This is a genomic window from Bacillus sp. ISL-55 (assembly GCF_018613155.1).
Classification (GTDB): domain Bacteria; phylum Bacillota; class Bacilli; order Bacillales; family Cytobacillaceae; genus Mesobacillus.
The window spans coordinates 1-18,754 of record NZ_JAGGQU010000062.1 but is presented as its reverse complement, the minus strand read 5'-3'; the positions used below and the strand labels follow the sequence as shown (position 1 = coordinate 18,754).

At 37.9% G+C, this 18,754-nt stretch carries 23 protein-coding genes and 1 pseudogene; 6 read left to right on the top strand and 18 right to left on the bottom strand.

The features are described from left to right. The 12 genes and pseudogenes from J7E32_RS22225 to J7E32_RS22170 form a co-directional block, all read right to left on the bottom strand. On the bottom strand, positions 1–247 hold a 247-nt coding region (locus J7E32_RS22225; protein WP_214911747.1), incomplete at its 3' end, for a DUF3139 domain-containing protein. A 454-nt stretch (positions 248–701) separates the two neighbouring features. Beyond that, a complete protein-coding gene (locus tag J7E32_RS22220) occupies positions 702–1,901 on the bottom strand; it encodes a hypothetical protein (RefSeq protein ID WP_214911746.1) in 1,200 nt (399 codons plus the stop codon). Then, a complete protein-coding gene (locus tag J7E32_RS22215) occupies positions 1,891–2,439 on the bottom strand; it encodes a sigma-70 family RNA polymerase sigma factor (protein ID WP_214911745.1) in 549 nt (182 codons plus the stop codon). The genes J7E32_RS22220 and J7E32_RS22215 overlap by 11 nt, the downstream gene beginning before the upstream one ends. Positions 2,440–3,329: 890 nt before the next feature. Next, complete coding sequence (locus J7E32_RS22210) at positions 3,330–3,614, bottom strand: hypothetical protein (protein ID WP_214911744.1); 285 nt, start codon at positions 3,612–3,614, stop codon at positions 3,330–3,332. A 33-nt stretch (positions 3,615–3,647) separates the two neighbouring features. Next, positions 3,648–4,190 (bottom strand): hypothetical protein, encoded by a 543-nt coding sequence (locus tag J7E32_RS22205; RefSeq protein ID WP_214911743.1) that lies wholly within the window; start codon positions 4,188–4,190, stop codon positions 3,648–3,650. Between the two features lie 295 nt (positions 4,191–4,485). Next, positions 4,486–4,635, bottom strand: a pseudogene (locus tag J7E32_RS23360) (aldehyde dehydrogenase family protein); the annotation flags it as partial. A 123-nt stretch (positions 4,636–4,758) separates the two neighbouring features. Beyond that, entirely contained in the window at positions 4,759–5,535 is a 777-nt protein-coding gene (locus J7E32_RS22195) for a TerC family protein (protein ID WP_214911741.1), read from the bottom strand. Positions 5,536–5,864: 329 nt separating this feature from the next. Then, the gene (locus tag J7E32_RS22190) at positions 5,865–6,122 is read right to left on the bottom strand and encodes a hypothetical protein (RefSeq protein ID WP_214911740.1); all 258 of its coding nucleotides are present in this window, start codon (positions 6,120–6,122) and stop codon (positions 5,865–5,867) included. Between the two features lie 100 nt (positions 6,123–6,222). Next, positions 6,223–6,636, bottom strand: a complete 414-nt coding sequence (locus tag J7E32_RS22185; RefSeq protein ID WP_214911739.1) for a hypothetical protein — start codon at positions 6,634–6,636, stop codon at positions 6,223–6,225. A 17-nt stretch (positions 6,637–6,653) separates the two neighbouring features. Next, positions 6,654–7,514 (bottom strand): permease prefix domain 1-containing protein, encoded by an 861-nt coding sequence (locus tag J7E32_RS22180; RefSeq protein WP_214911738.1) that lies wholly within the window; start codon positions 7,512–7,514, stop codon positions 6,654–6,656. Beyond that, entirely contained in the window at positions 7,492–7,839 is a 348-nt protein-coding gene (locus J7E32_RS22175) for a PadR family transcriptional regulator (protein WP_286183716.1), read from the bottom strand. Before J7E32_RS22175 ends, J7E32_RS22180 begins: the two co-directional genes overlap by 23 nt. Before the next feature lie 1,207 nt (positions 7,840–9,046). Beyond that, entirely contained in the window at positions 9,047–9,283 is a 237-nt protein-coding gene (locus J7E32_RS22170) for a hypothetical protein (protein ID WP_214911737.1), read from the bottom strand. A 241-nt stretch (positions 9,284–9,524) separates the two neighbouring features. Between J7E32_RS22170 and J7E32_RS22165 the strand changes: the two genes are divergently transcribed. After that, complete coding sequence (locus J7E32_RS22165; RefSeq protein ID WP_214911736.1) at positions 9,525–10,817, top strand: TolB family protein; 1,293 nt, start codon at positions 9,525–9,527, stop codon at positions 10,815–10,817. 1 nt (position 10,818) lies between these two features. Next, entirely contained in the window at positions 10,819–11,112 is a 294-nt protein-coding gene (locus J7E32_RS22160) for a hypothetical protein (protein ID WP_214911735.1), read from the top strand. A gap of 79 nt (positions 11,113–11,191) precedes the next feature. Here the strand turns inward: J7E32_RS22160 and J7E32_RS22155 are convergent, their stop codons facing one another. Further along, entirely contained in the window at positions 11,192–11,386 is a 195-nt protein-coding gene (locus J7E32_RS22155) for a twin-arginine translocase TatA/TatE family subunit (protein WP_214911734.1), read from the bottom strand. 137 nt (positions 11,387–11,523) lie between these two features. Between J7E32_RS22155 and J7E32_RS22150 the strand changes: the two genes are divergently transcribed. Further along, entirely contained in the window at positions 11,524–12,042 is a 519-nt protein-coding gene (locus J7E32_RS22150) for a ferritin-like domain-containing protein (protein ID WP_214911733.1), read from the top strand. A 136-nt stretch (positions 12,043–12,178) separates the two neighbouring features. On the opposite strand, the gene J7E32_RS22145 is transcribed toward J7E32_RS22150, so the two are convergent. Further along, positions 12,179–12,355 (bottom strand): hypothetical protein, encoded by a 177-nt coding sequence (locus J7E32_RS22145; protein ID WP_214911732.1) that lies wholly within the window; start codon positions 12,353–12,355, stop codon positions 12,179–12,181. 336 nt (positions 12,356–12,691) lie between these two features. On the opposite strand from J7E32_RS22145, the gene cspC reads away from it, so the two are divergent. Further along, on the top strand, positions 12,692–12,892 hold the full coding sequence (cspC, locus tag J7E32_RS22140) for a cold shock protein CspC (protein WP_010331195.1): 201 nt from the start codon (positions 12,692–12,694) through the stop codon (positions 12,890–12,892). 218 nt (positions 12,893–13,110) lie between these two features. On the opposite strand, the gene nhaC is transcribed toward cspC, so the two are convergent. Further along, complete coding sequence (gene nhaC, locus J7E32_RS22135) at positions 13,111–14,520, bottom strand: Na+/H+ antiporter NhaC (RefSeq protein WP_214911749.1); 1,410 nt, start codon at positions 14,518–14,520, stop codon at positions 13,111–13,113. 147 nt (positions 14,521–14,667) lie between these two features. On the opposite strand from nhaC, the gene J7E32_RS22130 reads away from it, so the two are divergent. Then, entirely contained in the window at positions 14,668–15,489 is an 822-nt protein-coding gene (locus J7E32_RS22130) for a DODA-type extradiol aromatic ring-opening family dioxygenase (RefSeq protein WP_214911731.1), read from the top strand. A 7-nt stretch (positions 15,490–15,496) separates the two neighbouring features. On the opposite strand, the gene J7E32_RS22125 is transcribed toward J7E32_RS22130, so the two are convergent. From J7E32_RS22125 to J7E32_RS22115, 3 genes are all read right to left on the bottom strand, one after another. Beyond that, on the bottom strand, positions 15,497–15,724 hold the full coding sequence (locus tag J7E32_RS22125; protein WP_214911730.1) for a hypothetical protein: 228 nt from the start codon (positions 15,722–15,724) through the stop codon (positions 15,497–15,499). A 507-nt stretch (positions 15,725–16,231) separates the two neighbouring features. Further along, positions 16,232–16,729 (bottom strand): GreA/GreB family elongation factor, encoded by a 498-nt coding sequence (locus tag J7E32_RS22120; protein WP_214911729.1) that lies wholly within the window; start codon positions 16,727–16,729, stop codon positions 16,232–16,234. A 352-nt stretch (positions 16,730–17,081) separates the two neighbouring features. Next, entirely contained in the window at positions 17,082–17,861 is a 780-nt protein-coding gene (locus J7E32_RS22115; protein WP_214911728.1) for an NUDIX domain-containing protein, read from the bottom strand. 152 nt (positions 17,862–18,013) lie between these two features. On the opposite strand from J7E32_RS22115, the gene fosM reads away from it, so the two are divergent. Continuing rightward, entirely contained in the window at positions 18,014–18,436 is a 423-nt protein-coding gene (gene fosM, locus J7E32_RS22110; protein WP_483297632.1) for a FosM family fosfomycin resistance protein, read from the top strand. Positions 18,437–18,754: the final 318 nt, after the last annotated feature.

Here is an 18,754-nt window from a genome sequence, read left to right as displayed (position 1 = left end):
ACTTTAGTCTAGCAGTTACAACTGTATAATGACCGTGATAGTAGTCTTTATTTACCCTATGTTTTGGTTCAACATAATGGGACTCACTTATATCATCATCTTCATATCCTTGTTTCATTAAATATTCGGGAACATACCTGTTTGCAACAAATTTATGAATTGGATTTCCAAAGTTCAACAAATAAAATCCTACTAGAGGTACCAACACAAAAATCCCTATTACAATAATAGCTATTCTCTTTAACATCCTAACCGCCCCTTTAGTGTAATTTTACACTTAAAAGGAAATTTTGTCTCCTGTTTTTTCCAATGGTAAATAAAAAGTTATTTCTCTAAGAGTTTTTATTAAATTCCTTACTGAACTTCAAACCTTTTTTTACTAAACTGCTCCTTATGTTTAATAAGGAATTCAACAAAAAAGGCGGTTAATCCTCCTTGATCAACGCACCCGTTACTTCAACAACATCAGTGAAGATGATTCCCTCTTGTACGGGAATCATCTTTTTTCTCTCTGTTGGTCTTTAGCATTTTTAATTTAGGTGATACCTTTTCCTTTGTGTTTACTCTTCCAGCTACTAATCGAATCGGATATCCTGTGTAGTAGGCCTCTTTATTGCGTTCTATACAGGCATGGTTAAATGAGTGCCCTCGGCCGTTTACCTAGCCTAGAAGATAGTCGTAAAACGTTGGGTTGAGCGAGTTTATTTGTTAATAATTCTATTTATTATTTCTGTCAATTCAGTTTTTACATCATCGCCATTGATTTTACTTTTTTCAATATATATAGAATATAATTTTCCGGTTTTAGAGTTTTCCCACATAATTGCAGGATTCCTGCCGTCTATAAAGAAACCTGTTTCACCATTAGTTAGATCTATGGTTTCACCATTAATATATTCTTCTTGATCAATAATTCCCTTTAAAAAGACTTTAAAGTGGATTTTCTCCTGCCCGTCCCTAATAAATATGATACTTGATGATTGTTCTTTTAAAGACTTCACCTCTACTCTTTTGGTTCCGCTAGGTAGGACTGTTAGGCGATAATCAGAAAGCTGCCCAAAATAACTTCTTTCATTTAAATCTTGAACCACTTGGGGATTACTTAATTCATGAAATTCTGTGTTAAATCTGATTTCTTCAAAGTTATATGAAGAGACTAATTCTCCTTTTTCATTTGTCTCTTCTAACCTCAAGATTATCCCGGTCCCTGTGTGTATCCAAACTTTAAATTTATTATTATCATACTCTGAAATATTTCCTTCTATAACGACAGTCTGAAGGTTTGAGAATTCTTCTTTTTTAATTATGTCCCAATGGTCCATTTCGGCTTTCAGTACTTGCGCAATGTTATTGGGTTTAATTGGAGTGCCTGCGAGTTCTAAGTTATTATTTATATCCATATTACTCTCGCGTGGTATGAAGTATTCTTGAATTGCATTATCCGTTTCTGATTTTATATAACCATTTGTTCGCTTGTTTCTTAAGTCTAATTTAATGTCATAAACTTCTTTTATATTCTGTCCTTTTGCTTCAAAGACGTAAGTGCCTACAATAATATCAAAGTATTTGCCAGTGTTCATCATGCGGTTAATTATATCTTCCTTCGTAACTCCTTCTTGGGAAGCAAAAGTATGAGAAATTAAGTTTTCCTTTTCCCTTTCTTCACTCTCGGCGATTTCTAGTCTATCTGATGGGGAATTATCATTTATAGAATTGGTGACAATAAGAAAAATAAGAGCGCTACTAGATATAACAAATAAAAAGCTAAGGCTATACCGAATAGCATACTTCTTGAACTTCTCCTCTTTCCTGTGCGTTATAACCTTTTTCATTCTTGAAAATGACTCTTGATCTAGTTGATTCTCGATGTACTTTTTTGCACTTCTTAATTTATCTTCCATCCAAATCTCTCCCTGCATATTTTTTCTTCAATAAGCTTCTGGCTCTTAACATCCTGGTTTTAACGGTATTTTCATTAACCTTTAAAATCTCGCTTATCTCCGATATATGTAGATCTTGAAAGTAAAATAGGATTAGAACTTCTTTATACTTGTGCGGAAGAGTAGAAATCTTTAGAATTAACTCTTCGCTCTCTTCATCTCTAATAAGCTGATTTTCAAAGTTTTCAACTGTTGATTCATTATGAAATAAAGGGAGAAAAGACTTTATATAATTTGTTTTTAAAGTATCTTTACATTGATTAATCGTTATCCTGTATAGCCATGTTTTTAAACTCGATTTTCCTTTAAAAGAATCGATATTTTTAAACACCTTTAAAAAAACTTCTTGTGTAACATCTTCAGCTAATGATTTGTTTTTGACAAATGAATACGCAAGAGAAAACACTTGCTTTCCATATTTAGAAAAAGCTACTTCTAGTAAGCGGGATTTATCCGTTTCATCTAAGCTAACCTCTTTAATGTTTTCCTCTGGGTGCATCTCGTGCCCTCCTTTCTTATAGTTTAGACTCCGTTAACCGAAAGAGGTTTCATTTTTTTTACTTATGTAAGAACATCAAACTTCATTAGGAACATATGTGGGGATCGTTAAATCCGTACCCTGGGCCAAACTTAAGTGATTCAACAAAAAATGCCTTTTTACCTCTTTCCCCACTATATTTTCTGGCTACTTCCTGTTTAGTATTTCAAGGTACGCTGTCCTTTTACGTCCCAAAAGAATACTTCCCCATAAAAAACAGCACTCCAATTTGTAGATTTCTCTAACAATTGGAGTGCATTCACAATATCGTTACTAGCTCTTCATTGGCTCTTCTCCGATTTCAAGCCAATTACAGAAATCGCTAAAAGTGAAATCGAACTTGATGGAAGCTTCCTTGACTTGTTCATACTTAAAAATGACCTCATCTCTTTGGCAGGCGCCAGGGCAGCTGTAGCTGCCGTCATGTTCATATCAGCGTTTAAATCATACTATGAATATCTCTCGCGATGTAACCACCAACAGTTGAATGGTTTACATCCAGTTTTTACCAGGACCATAAGTATGACCAAACTCATAGTATCTAAGCTTTAATTTCTTCTTCAACTTTACTGCCCCGTTTGTTCAATATGGAATTCAACAAAAAAGGCGGTTAATCCTTCTGGATCAACGCACCCGTCTCTTTAAAGTTACTCATTTGTTAATTCAGAGAATCCTTATATGCTGGATACTTTGGGAAATACATACCTCCACCTGCTAGGATTTCTTTTGTTTCAACATCATAAATTGCATATCTACCTCTAAATTCTTTTTCTGTGTCTTTAAAGGAGTAGAAGAAAAAAACTTGCATCGTTCGTTCAATAACAATTACCTATTCGGCGGGGCGATCAAAGCTAAAGAACTTGCCTCAATGCTTGGAAAACTGCTGGATTAGTAATGAAACCAAAAAGCAATAATGTAACACCTATTTTTTTACTTGTTCTTGTTAATGCTTTATTTTTTCTGAGGGAAATGACTGAAAAGATTGTGAATACAGGATATACAATATAAGAAATTGCAATTATTATTAAAAAAGCATCTCTTGCATTATTTGTTATTAATTCAATCCAATATCCTAAAGTCCATTGCAAGAAGCAAATTCCAATTAAACTAATTAAGAACCATATTGGGAGTTTCATAATATAGACTCCTTTGCAGCACCGTTAACTTTCTTACATCTCAGCAATTACATTTCCAACTTCATCTAAGAAGTCTATTTTAATGTTATTGAAGTTATCTTTATTATCATTCATCATTAACCAGATTTTACTTTTTTCATTAAGCATAACAATATCTGCTTCATTTCCATTAACTTTTATGGTCTTTATCTCAGTAACTACTTCCTTTGGTATGACTCCATGTAAAAGAATATCCCCATTTAATTCATCAATAAAAGTTGAATATGAGTAACCCTCATTACTATTGAGGGAATAATATGTTCGTTTCCAACCAAATACTCCTTTCTCTAACTGAACTAATGAAACATTATTATTAACTTCAAATGGTACGAATACAGATTTACCTTTTCTGTAATACACTTTATTCCCAATTGCATTCTGAGAAACTTCTGTTTTAAATTCACTGTTAATGAATTTTTCGAAAGCTTCTTCGACTGTTTTGGAACTCAGATTGACTGTTTCTATAATTGCGAATATTACATATATAAAAATGATTGATGTGCCAATAATTATGGTTGCTTTTTTACGTTTTCCCATACCAATCTTCACCCTCCTTTTTTCTCATTCAAGAACTTTTGAGCAACCTGCCTCTTTAATTCAATAAGCATTTGTAATGTAAAATTTATTATATCAGCGGAAATGACTTTTCTTTTTTACGCTGTTTATAATTAAATTGAGTGAATAACAACCATGATTATAAAATTATTATGTCATTTTTGATCTTGATTCTCTATAAATATTAAAGAAAAATGGCATACCTCAATTCGTATGCCATTTCTTTTAAAGATATATCGTTTTCCACCTTAAACGTAACGGTTTAAATCTCTCCGAATTATAGCCGACCCCCAATAAATTTCATCTCGGTCATTTCCTCCATCGCATTTTTCACGCCTTCTCTGCCCAGTCCGCTAAGTTTCACACCGCCATATGGGTAATTGTCCTGACGGAATACGGATGAGTCATTGATCCAAACGCCTCCTATAAATACTCCTTTACGTGAAATGATCCTTATAATGACTATTCCACGCTGGAGTGTAGATGGATTGAAGCAACAAAAAAGTGCGGCAATCCCTAAAAGGATTACACGCACTTTTTGGTTCTTTCATTATAAAGAGTTGCCTTCACCTTTAGTTTTCTTCGCTGGGGCAAACCATCCGACTAGAGCAATCGTTACCAATACTCCATAGAAGATGGTTGTCCAAAGAGTACTATGCGGGAAATCATGGTCAAGAATCGCGATATCTTCATGAGCCAAAGTAATGACTGCAAGCTTGACACCAACCCATGCCACAATTGCATAAGCAGTTGTTTCCAATGCTGGACGCTGGTCAAGCAGCTTAACGAACCAGGTAGCTGCGTATTTAATCAAGATCAGACCGGCTATTCCTCCTAGAAGAACGACAATGAACTTTCCGCCGTCCATACCGCCAAATTCCCCAAGTGGTGAATCTGGTAGACCAAGGGCAAGAGCAACTGCCGCAAGAATTGAATCAATCGCAAAAGCAAGGTCTGCTAAACCGATTTTACCAACAGTCGGCCAGAAGCCCATTCCTTTTGCTTCCTTCTCTTCTTCCTCACGAATATTTTCATTTTCCTTACCAAACTTAGCCTGGATGACATGCTTCAGCCCCAGGTAAAGCAGGTATGCAGCACCAATTGCCTGTACCTGCCAAACATTCGCAATGAATGAAATCGCAAATAATGCCCCGAACCTGAAGACAAATGCCATCAAGATTCCATAATTTATCGCCTTTTTCTTCTGATCATCAGGTAAATGTTTCGCTATGATTGCCAATACAAGAGCATTGTCAGCAGATAACAAACCTTCAAGACCGATTAAGATCAATAATGCCCAGGCATATTCAAGCCAAATTCCTTCCATCAACCTCTCTCCTTCCTCTTTCACAACTCTTATGTAAATGTCTCATTAACAATAGAATTACCCATTAAGCCCTGCACAATCCAAAGGAATATTACTGAGTTTCATTCTACGTTTTCTTCATTTACCTATTTCCATATACCTTTTAAAAGCCATAGATAAACTTACCAACAGATAAATGGTAGAGACTATAATACTCTATATTTTTTTAGAAAAATATTCAACATTTTTGTTCTTTTCAGAATCAAAAAAGAAACAGACGAGCTTGTCCGTTTTGTTGGTCATATATTGAGTTCTGATAACTCGCGGAAAAGTCGTATGAATGCCAAAAACTACTTTATACTTCTATTACTTTTTTCCTTTTGATCCTTTAACGCCAAGCTTATAGCCAAAAGCAATAGGATCAAATGCGATGCAAAAAACACGAGCGAATACATCGAATTTAACGCTAAGGCTACCGCCACAGATGAAGTTGCCAAGAAGATAAGACCTACAATCGCTCTCCTTTGCCCTTTTGCTCTAGTTCTCATGATGAAAATGCTTAGAGATACTATTGTTAAAAAAGCAACGGCTGAAAGTGTCAGCTGCATAGATAGCACCTCCCAATCAGCTAGTCATTTCTTCACACTTCCCAATTATACCACTATTTACCGTAATGAAAATAAAAAAACTGCCAATCCTGGCAGCTAATTAAAGATTTACATTATTAAAACCAAACGGAGTTGGGACTACTTTTTCCAGACGTAACAGGTATAACGCAAACCTTCCCATCCTCCCATCAATGATCTTAATATCATCAGCACCATCATTTTTGACAACCTTGTATCTCACTTCATTTCCAACGCCATCTTCCGCCTTCCCTACGAATAAAACATCCACTTTCTCATCCGGTTCAGTAGCAATGAAAGCGTAAGATGAACCATCATATTGGAACATCCCAGTTCCGCCAGGACCGTTTTCTTTAATAAAGTTCCTTTGTTGCACTGGAAGGCTCTCATAGTTTGCCATAATATATTTGATTTCTCCATCCCCAAAATCGGTCATTACGAACGCAACTAGCATGACTAATAAAAATGGGACAATTCCCCTCTTAAGTTCCTTCATTCATACCTCCAAAGAAGTTAAATTGATTGCCGATAAAACATCCGTGACACTTTTTGGCTAAAAATGGTGATTACTTTGATGGATATCGTATGCTGCAGGAATGCGTACAAAAGGAAGACATTTATAAAAAGGACCGACCATTCACCACTTGATTGAAACATTGCCAGAAATACACCAATTAAGAGCATCGCCCAATACTGGAAACTCGAGTTCAAGATCCTTTTCCATACAGGGGTGTAATTGTTACTGGTGATGAATTGCATTGCTATAATCACATACCACATCATGTGGATTGTCACGAATTCAAACAGTCCGCCAGAACCAGTGAGCCTGTTCCAATCCAAAGTGAATAAGTGGACACTATATTGATCTAATGACAATGATGAACCGGACATTTTTTTAAAAAACTGAAAGAAAAATACGTAGATGGCGATCAATCCGATAACTGACAGACTCCAGTCCGACTGACGTTTGGCAATAAAACGATGAACAAGATAAGCAAAAACCAATGCTATTAGTGAGGCAGAAATAAAATATGGTTGAAAATAGGCACCTATTAATATCATTGGGCCAATCAAGCTGGCAATGATGCAAATAATCCCAATCACACTTTCTTTTTGGATTTGGGACTTAATAGCGCTTGGGTAGCTTTCATTCACTTCCGCCTGGATCATTTGCATGTCCCCAAATTGCTCAAGAACACTTTTTATTGCCTCTGATCTTCCCATACCTTGTTTTTGCAAGGAAAAGTAGTGGTCATATAAATGCTGAGTCCACTCTTCTTCCAGTTCCCTTTTTTCCTCTTCCTCCAAGTGTAAATCACGAACCAGCCTTTTGATATAGTCATCGAATTGTTTAATTGATTCTTGTGTTGACACTTCCGCCACCTACAATTCGATGTACAACTTTCTTGAACATATTCCACTCCTGCTTTTGATCTGCCAAAGCTTTTTTCCCAGTTTTGGTGATTCGGTAATATTTACGGCGCGGACCATCCTGAGAACTTACCCAATAGCTTTCAACCAACCCCGATAGCTCCATTTTCTTCAGCGCAGGATACAGAGTTCCTTCTTTATAACTGAGATACCCTTCACTCACCTCATGAACCTTCTCGGTAATTTCGTACCCGTACATCTCTTTTTCCGAAAGCAGCGACAACAAAATCATGCTAGTACTGCCTTTTAAAAGCTCAGTTTTACTCATGCAATGTCCTCCTTTTCTATATCGGATTACTACTTACTAGGTATATCGTAACACTATATAGTGGAGATCACAATATAAAATTAGATTAATTTTCCAATTGCGTTATCAAATTTTTAAAAAAAGCTTTTGAGTATCAGCTTTTGGTGGTAATCAGAAGTTATCACCGGGCTTGGCAAGATTGCCAGGTTAAGGGAGAGGCTATCATGACAGCTTTTCTGCATTTACACCGAAAGCTGTCATGATTATTTCGGTTTCTTGACAGCTTTGGGCTCTGAACACTAAAACCTGTCACAATAAGCACGTTTTTCTTGACAGCTCTGAGCTCTCAACCCCGAAACCTGTCACAATAATCACGTTTTCTTGACAGCTTTGACCTCTCAACCCGGAAACCTGTCACAATAACGGCTGTTTCTTGACAGCTTTGACCTCTCATCCCTAAAACCTGTCACAATAAGCATGTTTTCTTGACAGCTTTGAGCTCTGAAACCTAAAACCTGTCACAATAAGCATGTTTTCTTGACAGCTTTGAGCTCTGAAACCTAAAACCTGTCACAATAATCACGTTTTCTTGACAGCTTTGGGCTCTCAACCCGGAAACCTGTCACAATAATCACGTTTTCTTGACAGCTTTAAGCTCTGACCACTAAAACCTGTCAAAATAATCACAGTTTCTTGACAGCTTTGGGGTCTCAAACCTGAAACCTGTCCGAACTTGAAGCTACTTCAGACAGCTTTTCCTGTTTTACCCCTAAACCTGTCCGAACCTGAAGATACTTCAGACAGCTTTTCTTGCCTTACCCCTAAACCTGTCCGAACTTGAAGCTACATCAGACAGCTTTTCCTGCCTTACCCCTAAACCTGTCCGAACTTGAAGCTACTTCAGACAGCTTTTCCTGCCTTACCCCTAAACCTGTCCGAACTCGATGCTACTTCAGACAGCTTTTCCTGCCTTACCCCTAAACTTGTCCGAACCAGAAGATACTTCAGACAGCTTTTCCTGCTTTATACCTAAACTTGTCCGAACCAAAAGATACTTCGGACAGCTTTTCCTGATTCACCCCTAAACTTGTCCGAACCAGAAGATACTTCAGACAGCTTTGCGCTTTCAACCGGAAAGCTGTCACATTTCCCAGCTCGTAGCTATTCTAAAAGTCTTTATGCCCAATAAAAAAAGCTGCCACTTTTGACAGCCGTTACAGTACTATGATTAATATTCGTCTCGTTGAGATCTGTAAGCTTCCCTATTTTTGCGTTTCGTTAATCTGTAATCATGGCCTTTTGATGGTGATGAATGGGAGTGGTGAATGTTGTGTTTTCTTTCCTTTTTCCAGTCATGATCGTCTTCGTCAAATTCATGGAGTAAATGAGCAGACCGCATTTCTTTTCTGGCAGTGATCACACGTTTGGATGGACGTCTTTTTCCTGATTGAATCCTTTTATCCATCACAGCACCCCCTGGTATTCAGCGGTTCCTTCTCTTTTATTTTACCATGGTTTAAATTGTCCTATTATGAACATCAGTTGAAATATTTTTACATTGGCTTGTCATGGCTGCTAAGTCTTATAAAAAAATAACTCACTATAGTGAATTTTATAATTTTTCCTAAAAAACCCTTTTAATTAGTGTAATTTTACACTATATTGTATATATGGTAAATATATCGGTATTTTAAGGGGGATGACGAGTGAGTAGAAATAAAACTTTATTAGGTGCAATTGCTTTTGTTGCTTTGTTGTTGATTTCAAGCATTAGTTATATGTTGTTGGCCGACCGGGATGCCTATAGCTATTATACCGGTCTTGGAAGTGGGTTAGCCATCTCTAATGATGATCAGCTCATCGCCTTTTCCTATTTTAATAATGGAAAATCTGCAATCTATACAGCTGGACAGGATGGAACAAATGTTAAGAGAGTGAGTAATCCTCACGAGGTTTATCACTCTGATCCGAAGTTCTCACCAGATGGCAGCAAGATTTTATATTTATCACAGGACCGTAACCATATTCAATCGCTTTACATAGCAAATGTCGATGGGACCAATCCTAAGCAACTTTCAGAAAGCTCACAGCACATTTCTGGCGCTGTCTTTTCTGATGACAACGAAACGATTTTCTTCGCAAGCATGCCTGCGGAAGAGTTTAAGAAGACTGAGGGGGAAACTCAGGAGGGGTATGACCTTTTTTCCGTTAAAATTGATGGATCACAAATGGAGCAGTTATCTGATCGAGATTTCTATACAATGGATAGCCTCGCCTTTTCTGCTGAAAAGAAGGAAATTCTCTTCAAGGATTTTGACGATATAAATGCTTTTGACCTGAAGGATCAACGGGTGTATACAGCAGATTTAAGCGGTAAAATACCAACAGATTTTTTTCATCTCACGCTTTCGCCTAAGCTTAATGCTTTAGCTTATACGACGATCACTGATGAATCAAAGGACACTTCCCTGTTTGAATACGATTTATTTCTGATAGATTTGCAAGATGGAGATACCAAAAGGCTCACCGACTTGAATTCATCTGTCGTTTCTCCTGTGTTTTTTAACGAAAAAAATGAAGTTCTCTTCCTGGAATATTTCAATTGGCCGCAAGAACCAGAGGAGTATAAGTTGAGGACAGTAGACATAGAAACCAAAAAGTTAAAGGAACTTACGCTTGAAATGCCGGACCTTGAATCCAGCAACTTTGTCATGAAGGCCATCGATTACTCAGTCAATAGCTGGACAGTTGGCCTGATATATACAGTGCTGTTCATGCTAATAACTGTTTACGTCAAGCATGAAAAAGTGTTTTTGCCGTCGTTAATCAGCCTGGCAATTGGGTTATTGACATTAGCCGCAAGCTTTGTTGTTGCCGCCACGGTAGATCCTTGGGCAGGAATTGGTGTCGGCATGCTGGCAGCCGGTTTACTAGTTTGTACTATCGTTTTATTCCTCTTTGCCTTGGTCATAAAGATTTTAAGAAAAGGAGCAAAATAAAATGCCAGAATCAATCGGAATGATTGTGACGCTCTTAATGAATCTTGCTCTTTTTGGGATTGCGAATTATTTAGCAGTGAAGTATTCTGCGAGGAATATTAAAAGACGAATTATGGCTGGATTGGTCTTTCTTCTGTTTACACCAGTGATCTTTTTCAGTTCTCTGTATCTCGGTTTTACATGGGATGATTCTGGATGGGGGGCAGGGATCATGACTGTAATTTATACTGGTTTGTATATATTGAATGGACTCATCCTGCTGCTGTCCTCCATTCACATATATTTCAGGAAATAGATATTCATGGCTGTCCGATGGTAATGATCGGACAGTTTTTTTCTGTAAAAAGAACAAAAGCTGCCACTGGCAGCTTTAACTAACTCTTTTTATTTTGCTCGTTTCCCCCGATTTCCTTCTTAACATCATCTGCAAGTCCATTCGTCGCGTTCTTGAATTCTCTCATCGACTTGCCGACTGCCCGTCCGATTTCCGGGAGTTTGTTTGGCCCAAAAATGATCAGCGCAATAACGAGAATCAGAATCAATCCTGGAAATCCTATATTTGAAAACATTGTATCTCTCCTATTGAAAAAAGTTACGTCTATTATATCGAATCATCTCTACAAATTAAACCCATAGCGTTTTATGAATCAAAATCCCCACATTGAAGACAATAAGATTGATTATTTTACATAAGGGGTGTTTAAAAATGAAGTCAAAATTAATTCCACTAGCAGCCTGCCTGTTTTTATTCATGAGTTTTTCCGGAGCTGCCCAGGCGCAAACTGAGGTGCCTGCTGACTTTGGTGCTAAAGGTGCACTGAATGATTCCTCGATTACATTGGATGAAGCTTTAGTATATGCCATCCAGGACGAATATCTTGCACAGGCTCGTTACGACGCTGTCATCGGAAAATTCGGCAACATCAGGCCATTCAGCAATATTAAGGCGGCGGAGCAGCAACATATCAATGCCCTACTTACGTTATTTCAAAAGTACGACAAACAAATTCCCGAAGACAGTGCTAAACAATATGTTTCAACACCTGGAACATTGAAGGAAGCTTTTAATGCAGGAGTTCAGGGGGAAATCGATAATATTGCGATGTATGATAAATTAAAAACAATTCCTTCCCTGCCGGAGGATGTAAAAGTCGTATTTACCCAGTTAGGAAATGCTTCGAAAAACCACCTAAGAGCCTTCCAAAGAGGGGCCGGGCGAAATTAAAAAATAAAACCAATGTTGAATAACAACTGATTGATCCTTCTACAGGATTCTTGAAGCTCAAATATTGTACAGACGCTTGGATATAGGAATCCAAGCGTTTTATTTATATAATGCCTCGTTAAACCTATTGTAAGACTTACCTAGTCAAAACATAATATATAACGTAAAACCAACTAAAGAACCCGTGAATCATGGCCCAAAGTACTGATTTATGAATACTCCAAGATATAGTAATGGCTAAAGCAGAACCAAAAGTAATTGCCTTTCCAGAACCAGCTGGAAAATTAAATCTTTTTTCTTTCGTTTCCTTCATACCCCATCCCCCAGTCATGGACTTTCTATATGTTGATATTTAATCTTCATTCAGAAGGTTATTCAGCCCATCTATAATAATTCCTATAGTTTTTATAAAAAGCCTTTGTTTCTTCAGTAATAAACACTGCAGCACCCTCCTTAAACAACACTAATATCACAGTGCTTTTTTAGATTTTGAAATGATGATTTGCAATTTCTTTTGTTCTTTGTTATGATGAATAAGAATTATTTTTGTTCGGTGTAAAGGATAGTATAAGTTTTGACTTTTCGTCTTGATGATCACTTTGGGCAAGGATAGTAATAAGTTGTGCGATAGCACTAGGAGGCAACAAAAATGGAACAAGGTACAGTGAAATGGTTTAACGCAGAAAAAGGTTTCGGCTTCATCGAACGTGAAAATGGAGACGACGTATTCGTACACTTCTCTGCTATCCAAAGTGAAGGCTTCAAGTCTTTAGATGAAGGTCAAAAAGTAACTTTTGACGTTGAGCAAGGTGCTCGTGGAGCTCAAGCTGCTAACGTTCAAAAAGCATAATCATAATTGATTATACAAACAGGCTCTTTAATTAGAGCCTGTTTTTTATTTCCCCTGGATTAATGTTTAATAAAGACAATTTCCACCTTCCCGATATCCATCAGTAAATCTCGATATTTCCTTTCACCCGGTAATTCCCCTAAGAAATTCTTCTCGCCATATTGTCCACCGAGCTAAGAAACAAAAAGAGCAGTACCCTATTGGGACTGCCCTCTTAACTATGAAGCTTTCCTTACAGATTCTGTTGTCGAACTCTCCTTCTTCACAAACTCCAGTTTAAAACCGAACAATGCAAAGATAATTGATAATATCGGTACTGTGAAGTTCAGTACTGCATATGGTGCGTATTCGAATGGATGTACTGACAAGGCTGAAATAATGAACACGGCGCAAGTATTCCATGGAACTAGCGGTGATGTCACTGTGCCTCCATCCTCTACTGCACGTGATAGGTTTTTCGAATGAAGTCCCTTGTCATCGTATGCTTTTTTATACATTCGCCCTGGTAAAAGAACTGATAGGTACTGTTCGCCTGCAGCAACATTTGTTAAAAATGAAGTGACAACTGTTGAGACGACCAGGCTTCGCGCGGTCCGGGCCAGCTTCAATATTTTCTCTACGATTGACTGAAGCATACCAGTCTGCTCCATAACACCTGCAAAAGCCATCGCTATAAGAGCCAGAGATACGGTATACATCATATCCTGAACTCCGCCTCTGCTGAAAAGCTCGTCGACAGAAGCGTTCCCAGTTTCAATCGTAAAACCGTTTTGAAGTGTATTGACCGCATCTGCTAACGCGCCACCCTGGACGGTAAATTGGGTAATCCACCCAAGGAATACACCTACGATAAGGGCCGGAAGTGCTGGGACCTTAAAGGCAACCAGTAAAATGACTGCCGCTGGTACTAGCAATAACCATGGTGATATCACAAAATTTGATTGAATCACATTCATGATTTCAAGAATTTGTTGATTATCCACTCCTGCATTGCTAAAATCCCTGCCAAGATACCAATAGACGCCCAGAGCAATCAAAAAGGCGGGCACTGTCGTATAAACCATATGGCGAATATGGGCAAACAGATCTGTTCCCGTGATTCCTGCCGCCAGATTGGTTGTATCGGACAATGGCGACATTTTATCTCCGAAATAAGAGCCTGAAATGATCGCCCCTGCTACCATAGGTGCCGGGATGCCCATGCTCATGCCGATTCCCATACCCGCAACACCTATCGTACCCATTGTAGACCATGAACTTCCTATTGCCAGAGTAATCAGTGCCGTAATTATACTTATTGATACAAGGAACATGGAAGGACTCATGATTTTCAGGCCATAGTATACCATCGTTGCTACAACTCCGCCGCCAATCCACGAACCGATGATCATTCCAACTGTGATAATGATCAGAATTGCCGGTAAAGCCATTTTGATTCCTTTATATATACCTTCTTCGATAAAATTCCACTTAAAGCCTGCAAACCAGGCAACAAGACCTGCCACCACCGTTCCGATAATCAGCGGAATATGCGGGTCTCCTTCAAACTTTACAATTGTTACTGCCATTGAAACTACCATAACTAACAAAGGGATGATAGCAAGTCCAAATGGCACTTTCCTTTCGATACTTTTCCCCATTTGTTTTCCTCCTTGCTGTCTCGATAACTGTCTTTACCCTTAAATCAAGACAGTTATACAAGCAAGAATTTGCAAATCAAGAAGGAATCTTTATACTCGGTATCTAATTATCTTTTGTAAAAGGAGGTCACAACCTTGAATCCATTTGTTTTTGCGTGTATTGCCCCTCACGGTGGTGAGATCATCCCTGAATTGCAAGGGGCCCTTCCAGATAGGATGGATGCCACTAGAAAAAGCATGGAGAGGCTTGGACAGCAAATGGCTGAAGCCAAACCAGATTGTATTGTTGTTCTTACTCCTCATGGAACGAGAATCAATGGCCGATTTTCCATAACTGATTCAGAACGTCTGAGAGGAAGCTGGAGTGAAAATGAGGCAACTTTTTCGATGGAAAAATTGGTAGAGAGAGACTTGGCGCGAAAAATTAATGAAGAAGCAGTGAAAAATGGACAGCCAACCTCGACAATAAATTTCGGAACGGCTGCAGGACCGGTCTCTTGCCTGCCGCTGGATTGGGGTGCTATCGTCCCGCTTCGCTTCATGCCTGATGTTCCCGTCGTCGTGATTACACCATCAAGAGATCTTTCCTTCCAACAGCATATGGAATTTGGAGCATCGCTTCTTTCAGCAGTGGCTCAATACGACAAGAAAGTCGGATTGATTGCCAGCTGTGATTGGGCTCATGCTCATGATGAAAAAGGACCTTATGGGTTTGATCCAGCAGCTAGGGAACTCGATGAACAAGCAGTTGAGTTGATTAAAGCCAATCAACTTGAAAAAATGGCAGACTTCGATGCCGATTTCATTGAAGCCGCCAAACCAGACGGAATCTGGCAAACCCTCATCCTTGCTGGCGCCATCCCTCCCGAAGAGAGACTTGTAGAATTTCTCTCTTACGAAGCACCAACATACTTCGGATTGATTTGTGCAGGAATCTCTGTAAAAAGAAAAATCTAGTCACCGACTAGATTTTCTTTTTGATGTCTTCTCTTATAGCATCCATTAACTCCTCAGACAAGTTTGCAGGCAGTGTTTTGTCATTCTTAACAATCCAGGCATTCATCAATTCAAGGTCTGATTTTTGAAAGGTAACGATATAATTCTGTTGCTCAACAGTAAATTCAACTGTTACATGTTCCTCTCCATAAGATTCCTCATCAATAATCATATTTGTCATTTCATATGAGTTCATAGACAGACTCCTTCCCTCTTTCTATAGTTATATTTGGCAATATGCAGATATTTATTCTTTGTTACAGATTTGTTTACATAATAATATTATTTTAAACCACATCTTCACATAAACAGAAAAAAGCGCCAGAAAGTCCTGACCCGTGACATTCTTATTCTGTTATATCCTGAACAACGAATTTTAAACTACCGCACCCTTAATGGCGTAATATTTTTTTTAACATAAAAGAAGAATGCTTTGTTTGTAGTCTTCTTTAGTGAATACGCATTAGTTTACATAACAATATTTATCTTAAATATCTGTATTACACACAAATATTACAATAGTAAACCCAACCGATTTTACTAAAAAGCCGCTTGGAGTTACTTATACTCCAAGCGGCTTTATGAAGATATACTGAGAATTACATTACGCAACTGCAAAGAATTGCGAAAAAGTGATCAAACAAAAAAGCGTTAATCTCTAGGATCAACGCAACTGATTATAATAGATCATATGAATTAAACATTATCCCTCTACTTCTTCCCAACCGCTATACATTTTCAAAACCTTGCATTTCACTCTTCCAGAAGGTACTGACAACACAGTTTCGTCGCCAATTTTTAACCCTATCAGCTTCTTCGCAACGGGCGTATCATAGAAAATTTTGTTTTCGTCTACATTCGACTCGCCATAACCGACAATTTCATAGATTTCTTCTTCGGTAAAATCTGTATACTCAAACGAACACTTCACGATTGAGCCTATACCTACTACTTCAGTATTACGCTCATCAACCTTAATAAATTCTGCAGACTTAAACGTATGCCGCATCTCCTGAATGCGCTCCACTAATACACGTTCATCCTGCTCTAATTTATGAAAATTAGGATTAGCTAACTTATCATCTCCGCAAGCATTAAAGGCAATATTCTTATCCATACGGACTTGCTTCAGCTCTTGTTCTAAATTGCCTATTTGTTGAAGAATCAGCTGCTCTCCCTTTGGTGTGATTTTAACAGACATAATAATCTCCTCTATAATTAGTGTTAACTCTAGAATACACTTCCATCATAACCTCTAATATACCCTGAAATTCCGGTGACCAGTATCATTATGCTTCACACTTATAAACTTGAGTAAAAAATGAAAGCTGCCAAATTGGCAGCTAGTTAACTTTCCACCTTAACCTCTGGAAGGGAAGGTAAAATTTATTTATATTACTATGTACTTCATCTGGTTGATTTTGATTCTTAAGATTCTCCCGGTTAATGCCAGTCTCTGATGGACCATACTTTGCCTTAATTTTTACTGATGTAACCTCACGACCGTCAAATTTCTTAACCAATCTCTGAAGTAGAAATACCTCAGGAAATTGTTAACTATACTCCTTTTTGACTTCAAATCTACTAACTAGCTCGTAAGGTCTTGCTTTAAACGCTTCGTATGGTATGTAGTTCGCATCCATTGCGTCTAGAGCCCTGTTTCTAAATTGTTCTCTCGTAATAAATTGTTCTATATTTTCTTTCGTTATTTTTGCAAAAAAGACTTCTGAAGTTTCACCCTCAGCTGTCCTGGTTTCACCAGACTGATACTCACCTCTGAAAACTACACATGTTACTCCCCTAGTCACGTTTTGATAAATACCTGTAATACCATGTAAATTCACCTTAATTCCCGTCTCTTCAAATACCTCGCGATGAATGGCCTCTTCCAATGTTTCCCCTTCTTCTACCTGGCCGCCAGGCATTTCCATTGTGTCGGACCGGTGAAAATTCCTGACCAAGAGGACTTCACCATCCTTGTTGGTGATATATCCACTAACAGATAATATATGTTTAGGCGGATGATAGGCCGAAGGATAAGGGGCGGTTGAAGACAAGAAATCTTTGTCAGTCTCTGTGCAAAATCCGCTTAACTCCTTCATTGCTGCTTGGTACTCTTCACTATTTTCAATTAAACTATTGATCCTTTCATAATGTTCCATGCTGCTATATTCCCAGATCACCAGAATTTCTTCCTTAGTGTCGTTCACCCATCTGCCTACTAATTTTGCGCCATTTTTAATATGAACAGGATAGTCATTGGTATGAAAGAAATTATTGATCTCATTCATTTTGTCAGGTTTGATTCTGTATGTTTTTCTTTTAAAAAACATTCTTAGCCCCCCCTTTATCTTCCTTTAATTTCCACATCAATGATTAAAATCCTTCATTTTTGAAAGGAAACTTCAAGGGATTTGGTTATTCTGGTATCTTATTTATAAGAATAGTTTATCTAGTGGGTATTATTATTTCCGAGGTGAGAAAAGTGTCGATCAAGGGGATAAACCATTTATTATTTTCTGTTTCTGATTTGGAGAAATCGATAAATTTTTATAAAAATGTATTTGATGCGAGATTGTTAGTAAAAGGTAAAACTACAGCTTACTTAGATTTAAATGGTATTTGGCTTGCCCTGAATATTGAGAAAGACATACCTCGTCAAGAAATACATCAATCATATACACATATAGCATTTTCAATTGATGAAGTAGAGTTTGAACCTATGTTTAACAGACTGAAAGATTTGGAAGTGAATATTTTAGCAGGCCGCCTAAGAAATGAAAAAGATAAAATGTCTATTTATTTTACAGACCCAGATGGGCATAAATTCGAGTTCCATACAGGTACCTTACAAGATAGAATTGACTATTACAAAAATGAAAAAGGACATATGAAGTTTTATGATTAAGGAGTAAGGTCTTCCAAGCCACAGCTTGATTAAGACAATTTGCTGCTGGGTTAATCCGACTTTTTCAGAAGTAGTCTCAGGTTCAGACAAGTCCCCTTTGACTTCCCCTGTCTTGGTCTGAAGTTGCATTGGGTTCAGACAAATTACCCGCGGCTTCCTCTTGTTTTGTCCGAAGTTGCATTGGGTTCAGTCAAATTCCCTTCAGCTTACTCTTGTTTTGTCCGAAGTTGCATTGGGTTCAGACAAATTTCCGGCGGCTTCCTCTTGTTTTGTCCGAAGTTGCCTTGGGTTCAGACAAATTTCCTTCAGCTTCCTCTT

What these genes read in the sequence shown, in the direction of transcription:
- J7E32_RS22210 (WP_214911744.1), bottom strand. Translation starts at nt 3,614, where the DNA reads ATGAAACTCCCAATATGGTTCTTAATTAGTTTAATTGGAATTTGCTTC.
- J7E32_RS22115 (WP_214911728.1), bottom strand. Translation starts at nt 17,861, where the DNA reads ATGTTTTTTAAAAGAAAAACATACAGAATCAAACCTGACAAAATGAAT.
- J7E32_RS22150 (WP_214911733.1), top strand. Translation starts at nt 11,524, where the DNA reads ATGAAGTCAAAATTAATTCCACTAGCAGCCTGCCTGTTTTTATTCATG.
- J7E32_RS22120 (WP_214911729.1), bottom strand. Translation starts at nt 16,729, where the DNA reads ATGTCTGTTAAAATCACACCAAAGGGAGAGCAGCTGATTCTTCAACAA.
- J7E32_RS22195 (WP_214911741.1), bottom strand. Translation starts at nt 5,535, where the DNA reads ATGGAAGGAATTTGGCTTGAATATGCCTGGGCATTATTGATCTTAATC.
- J7E32_RS22160 (WP_214911735.1), top strand. Translation starts at nt 10,819, where the DNA reads ATGCCAGAATCAATCGGAATGATTGTGACGCTCTTAATGAATCTTGCT.
- J7E32_RS22215 (WP_214911745.1), bottom strand. Translation starts at nt 2,439, where the DNA reads ATGCACCCAGAGGAAAACATTAAAGAGGTTAGCTTAGATGAAACGGAT.
- J7E32_RS22155 (WP_214911734.1), bottom strand. Translation starts at nt 11,386, where the DNA reads ATGTTTTCAAATATAGGATTTCCAGGATTGATTCTGATTCTCGTTATT.
- J7E32_RS22190 (WP_214911740.1), bottom strand. Translation starts at nt 6,122, where the DNA reads ATGCAGCTGACACTTTCAGCCGTTGCTTTTTTAACAATAGTATCTCTA.
- J7E32_RS22145 (WP_214911732.1), bottom strand. Translation starts at nt 12,355, where the DNA reads ATGAAGGAAACGAAAGAAAAAAGATTTAATTTTCCAGCTGGTTCTGGA.
- cspC (WP_010331195.1), top strand. Translation starts at nt 12,692, where the DNA reads ATGGAACAAGGTACAGTGAAATGGTTTAACGCAGAAAAAGGTTTCGGC.
- J7E32_RS22175 (WP_286183716.1), bottom strand. Translation starts at nt 7,839, where the DNA reads ATGAGTAAAACTGAGCTTTTAAAAGGCAGTACTAGCATGATTTTGTTG.
- J7E32_RS22125 (WP_214911730.1), bottom strand. Translation starts at nt 15,724, where the DNA reads ATGAACTCATATGAAATGACAAATATGATTATTGATGAGGAATCTTAT.
- J7E32_RS22185 (WP_214911739.1), bottom strand. Translation starts at nt 6,636, where the DNA reads ATGAAGGAACTTAAGAGGGGAATTGTCCCATTTTTATTAGTCATGCTA.
- J7E32_RS22220 (WP_214911746.1), bottom strand. Translation starts at nt 1,901, where the DNA reads ATGGAAGATAAATTAAGAAGTGCAAAAAAGTACATCGAGAATCAACTA.
- J7E32_RS22205 (WP_214911743.1), bottom strand. Translation starts at nt 4,190, where the DNA reads ATGGGAAAACGTAAAAAAGCAACCATAATTATTGGCACATCAATCATT.
- J7E32_RS22170 (WP_214911737.1), bottom strand. Translation starts at nt 9,283, where the DNA reads ATGGATAAAAGGATTCAATCAGGAAAAAGACGTCCATCCAAACGTGTG.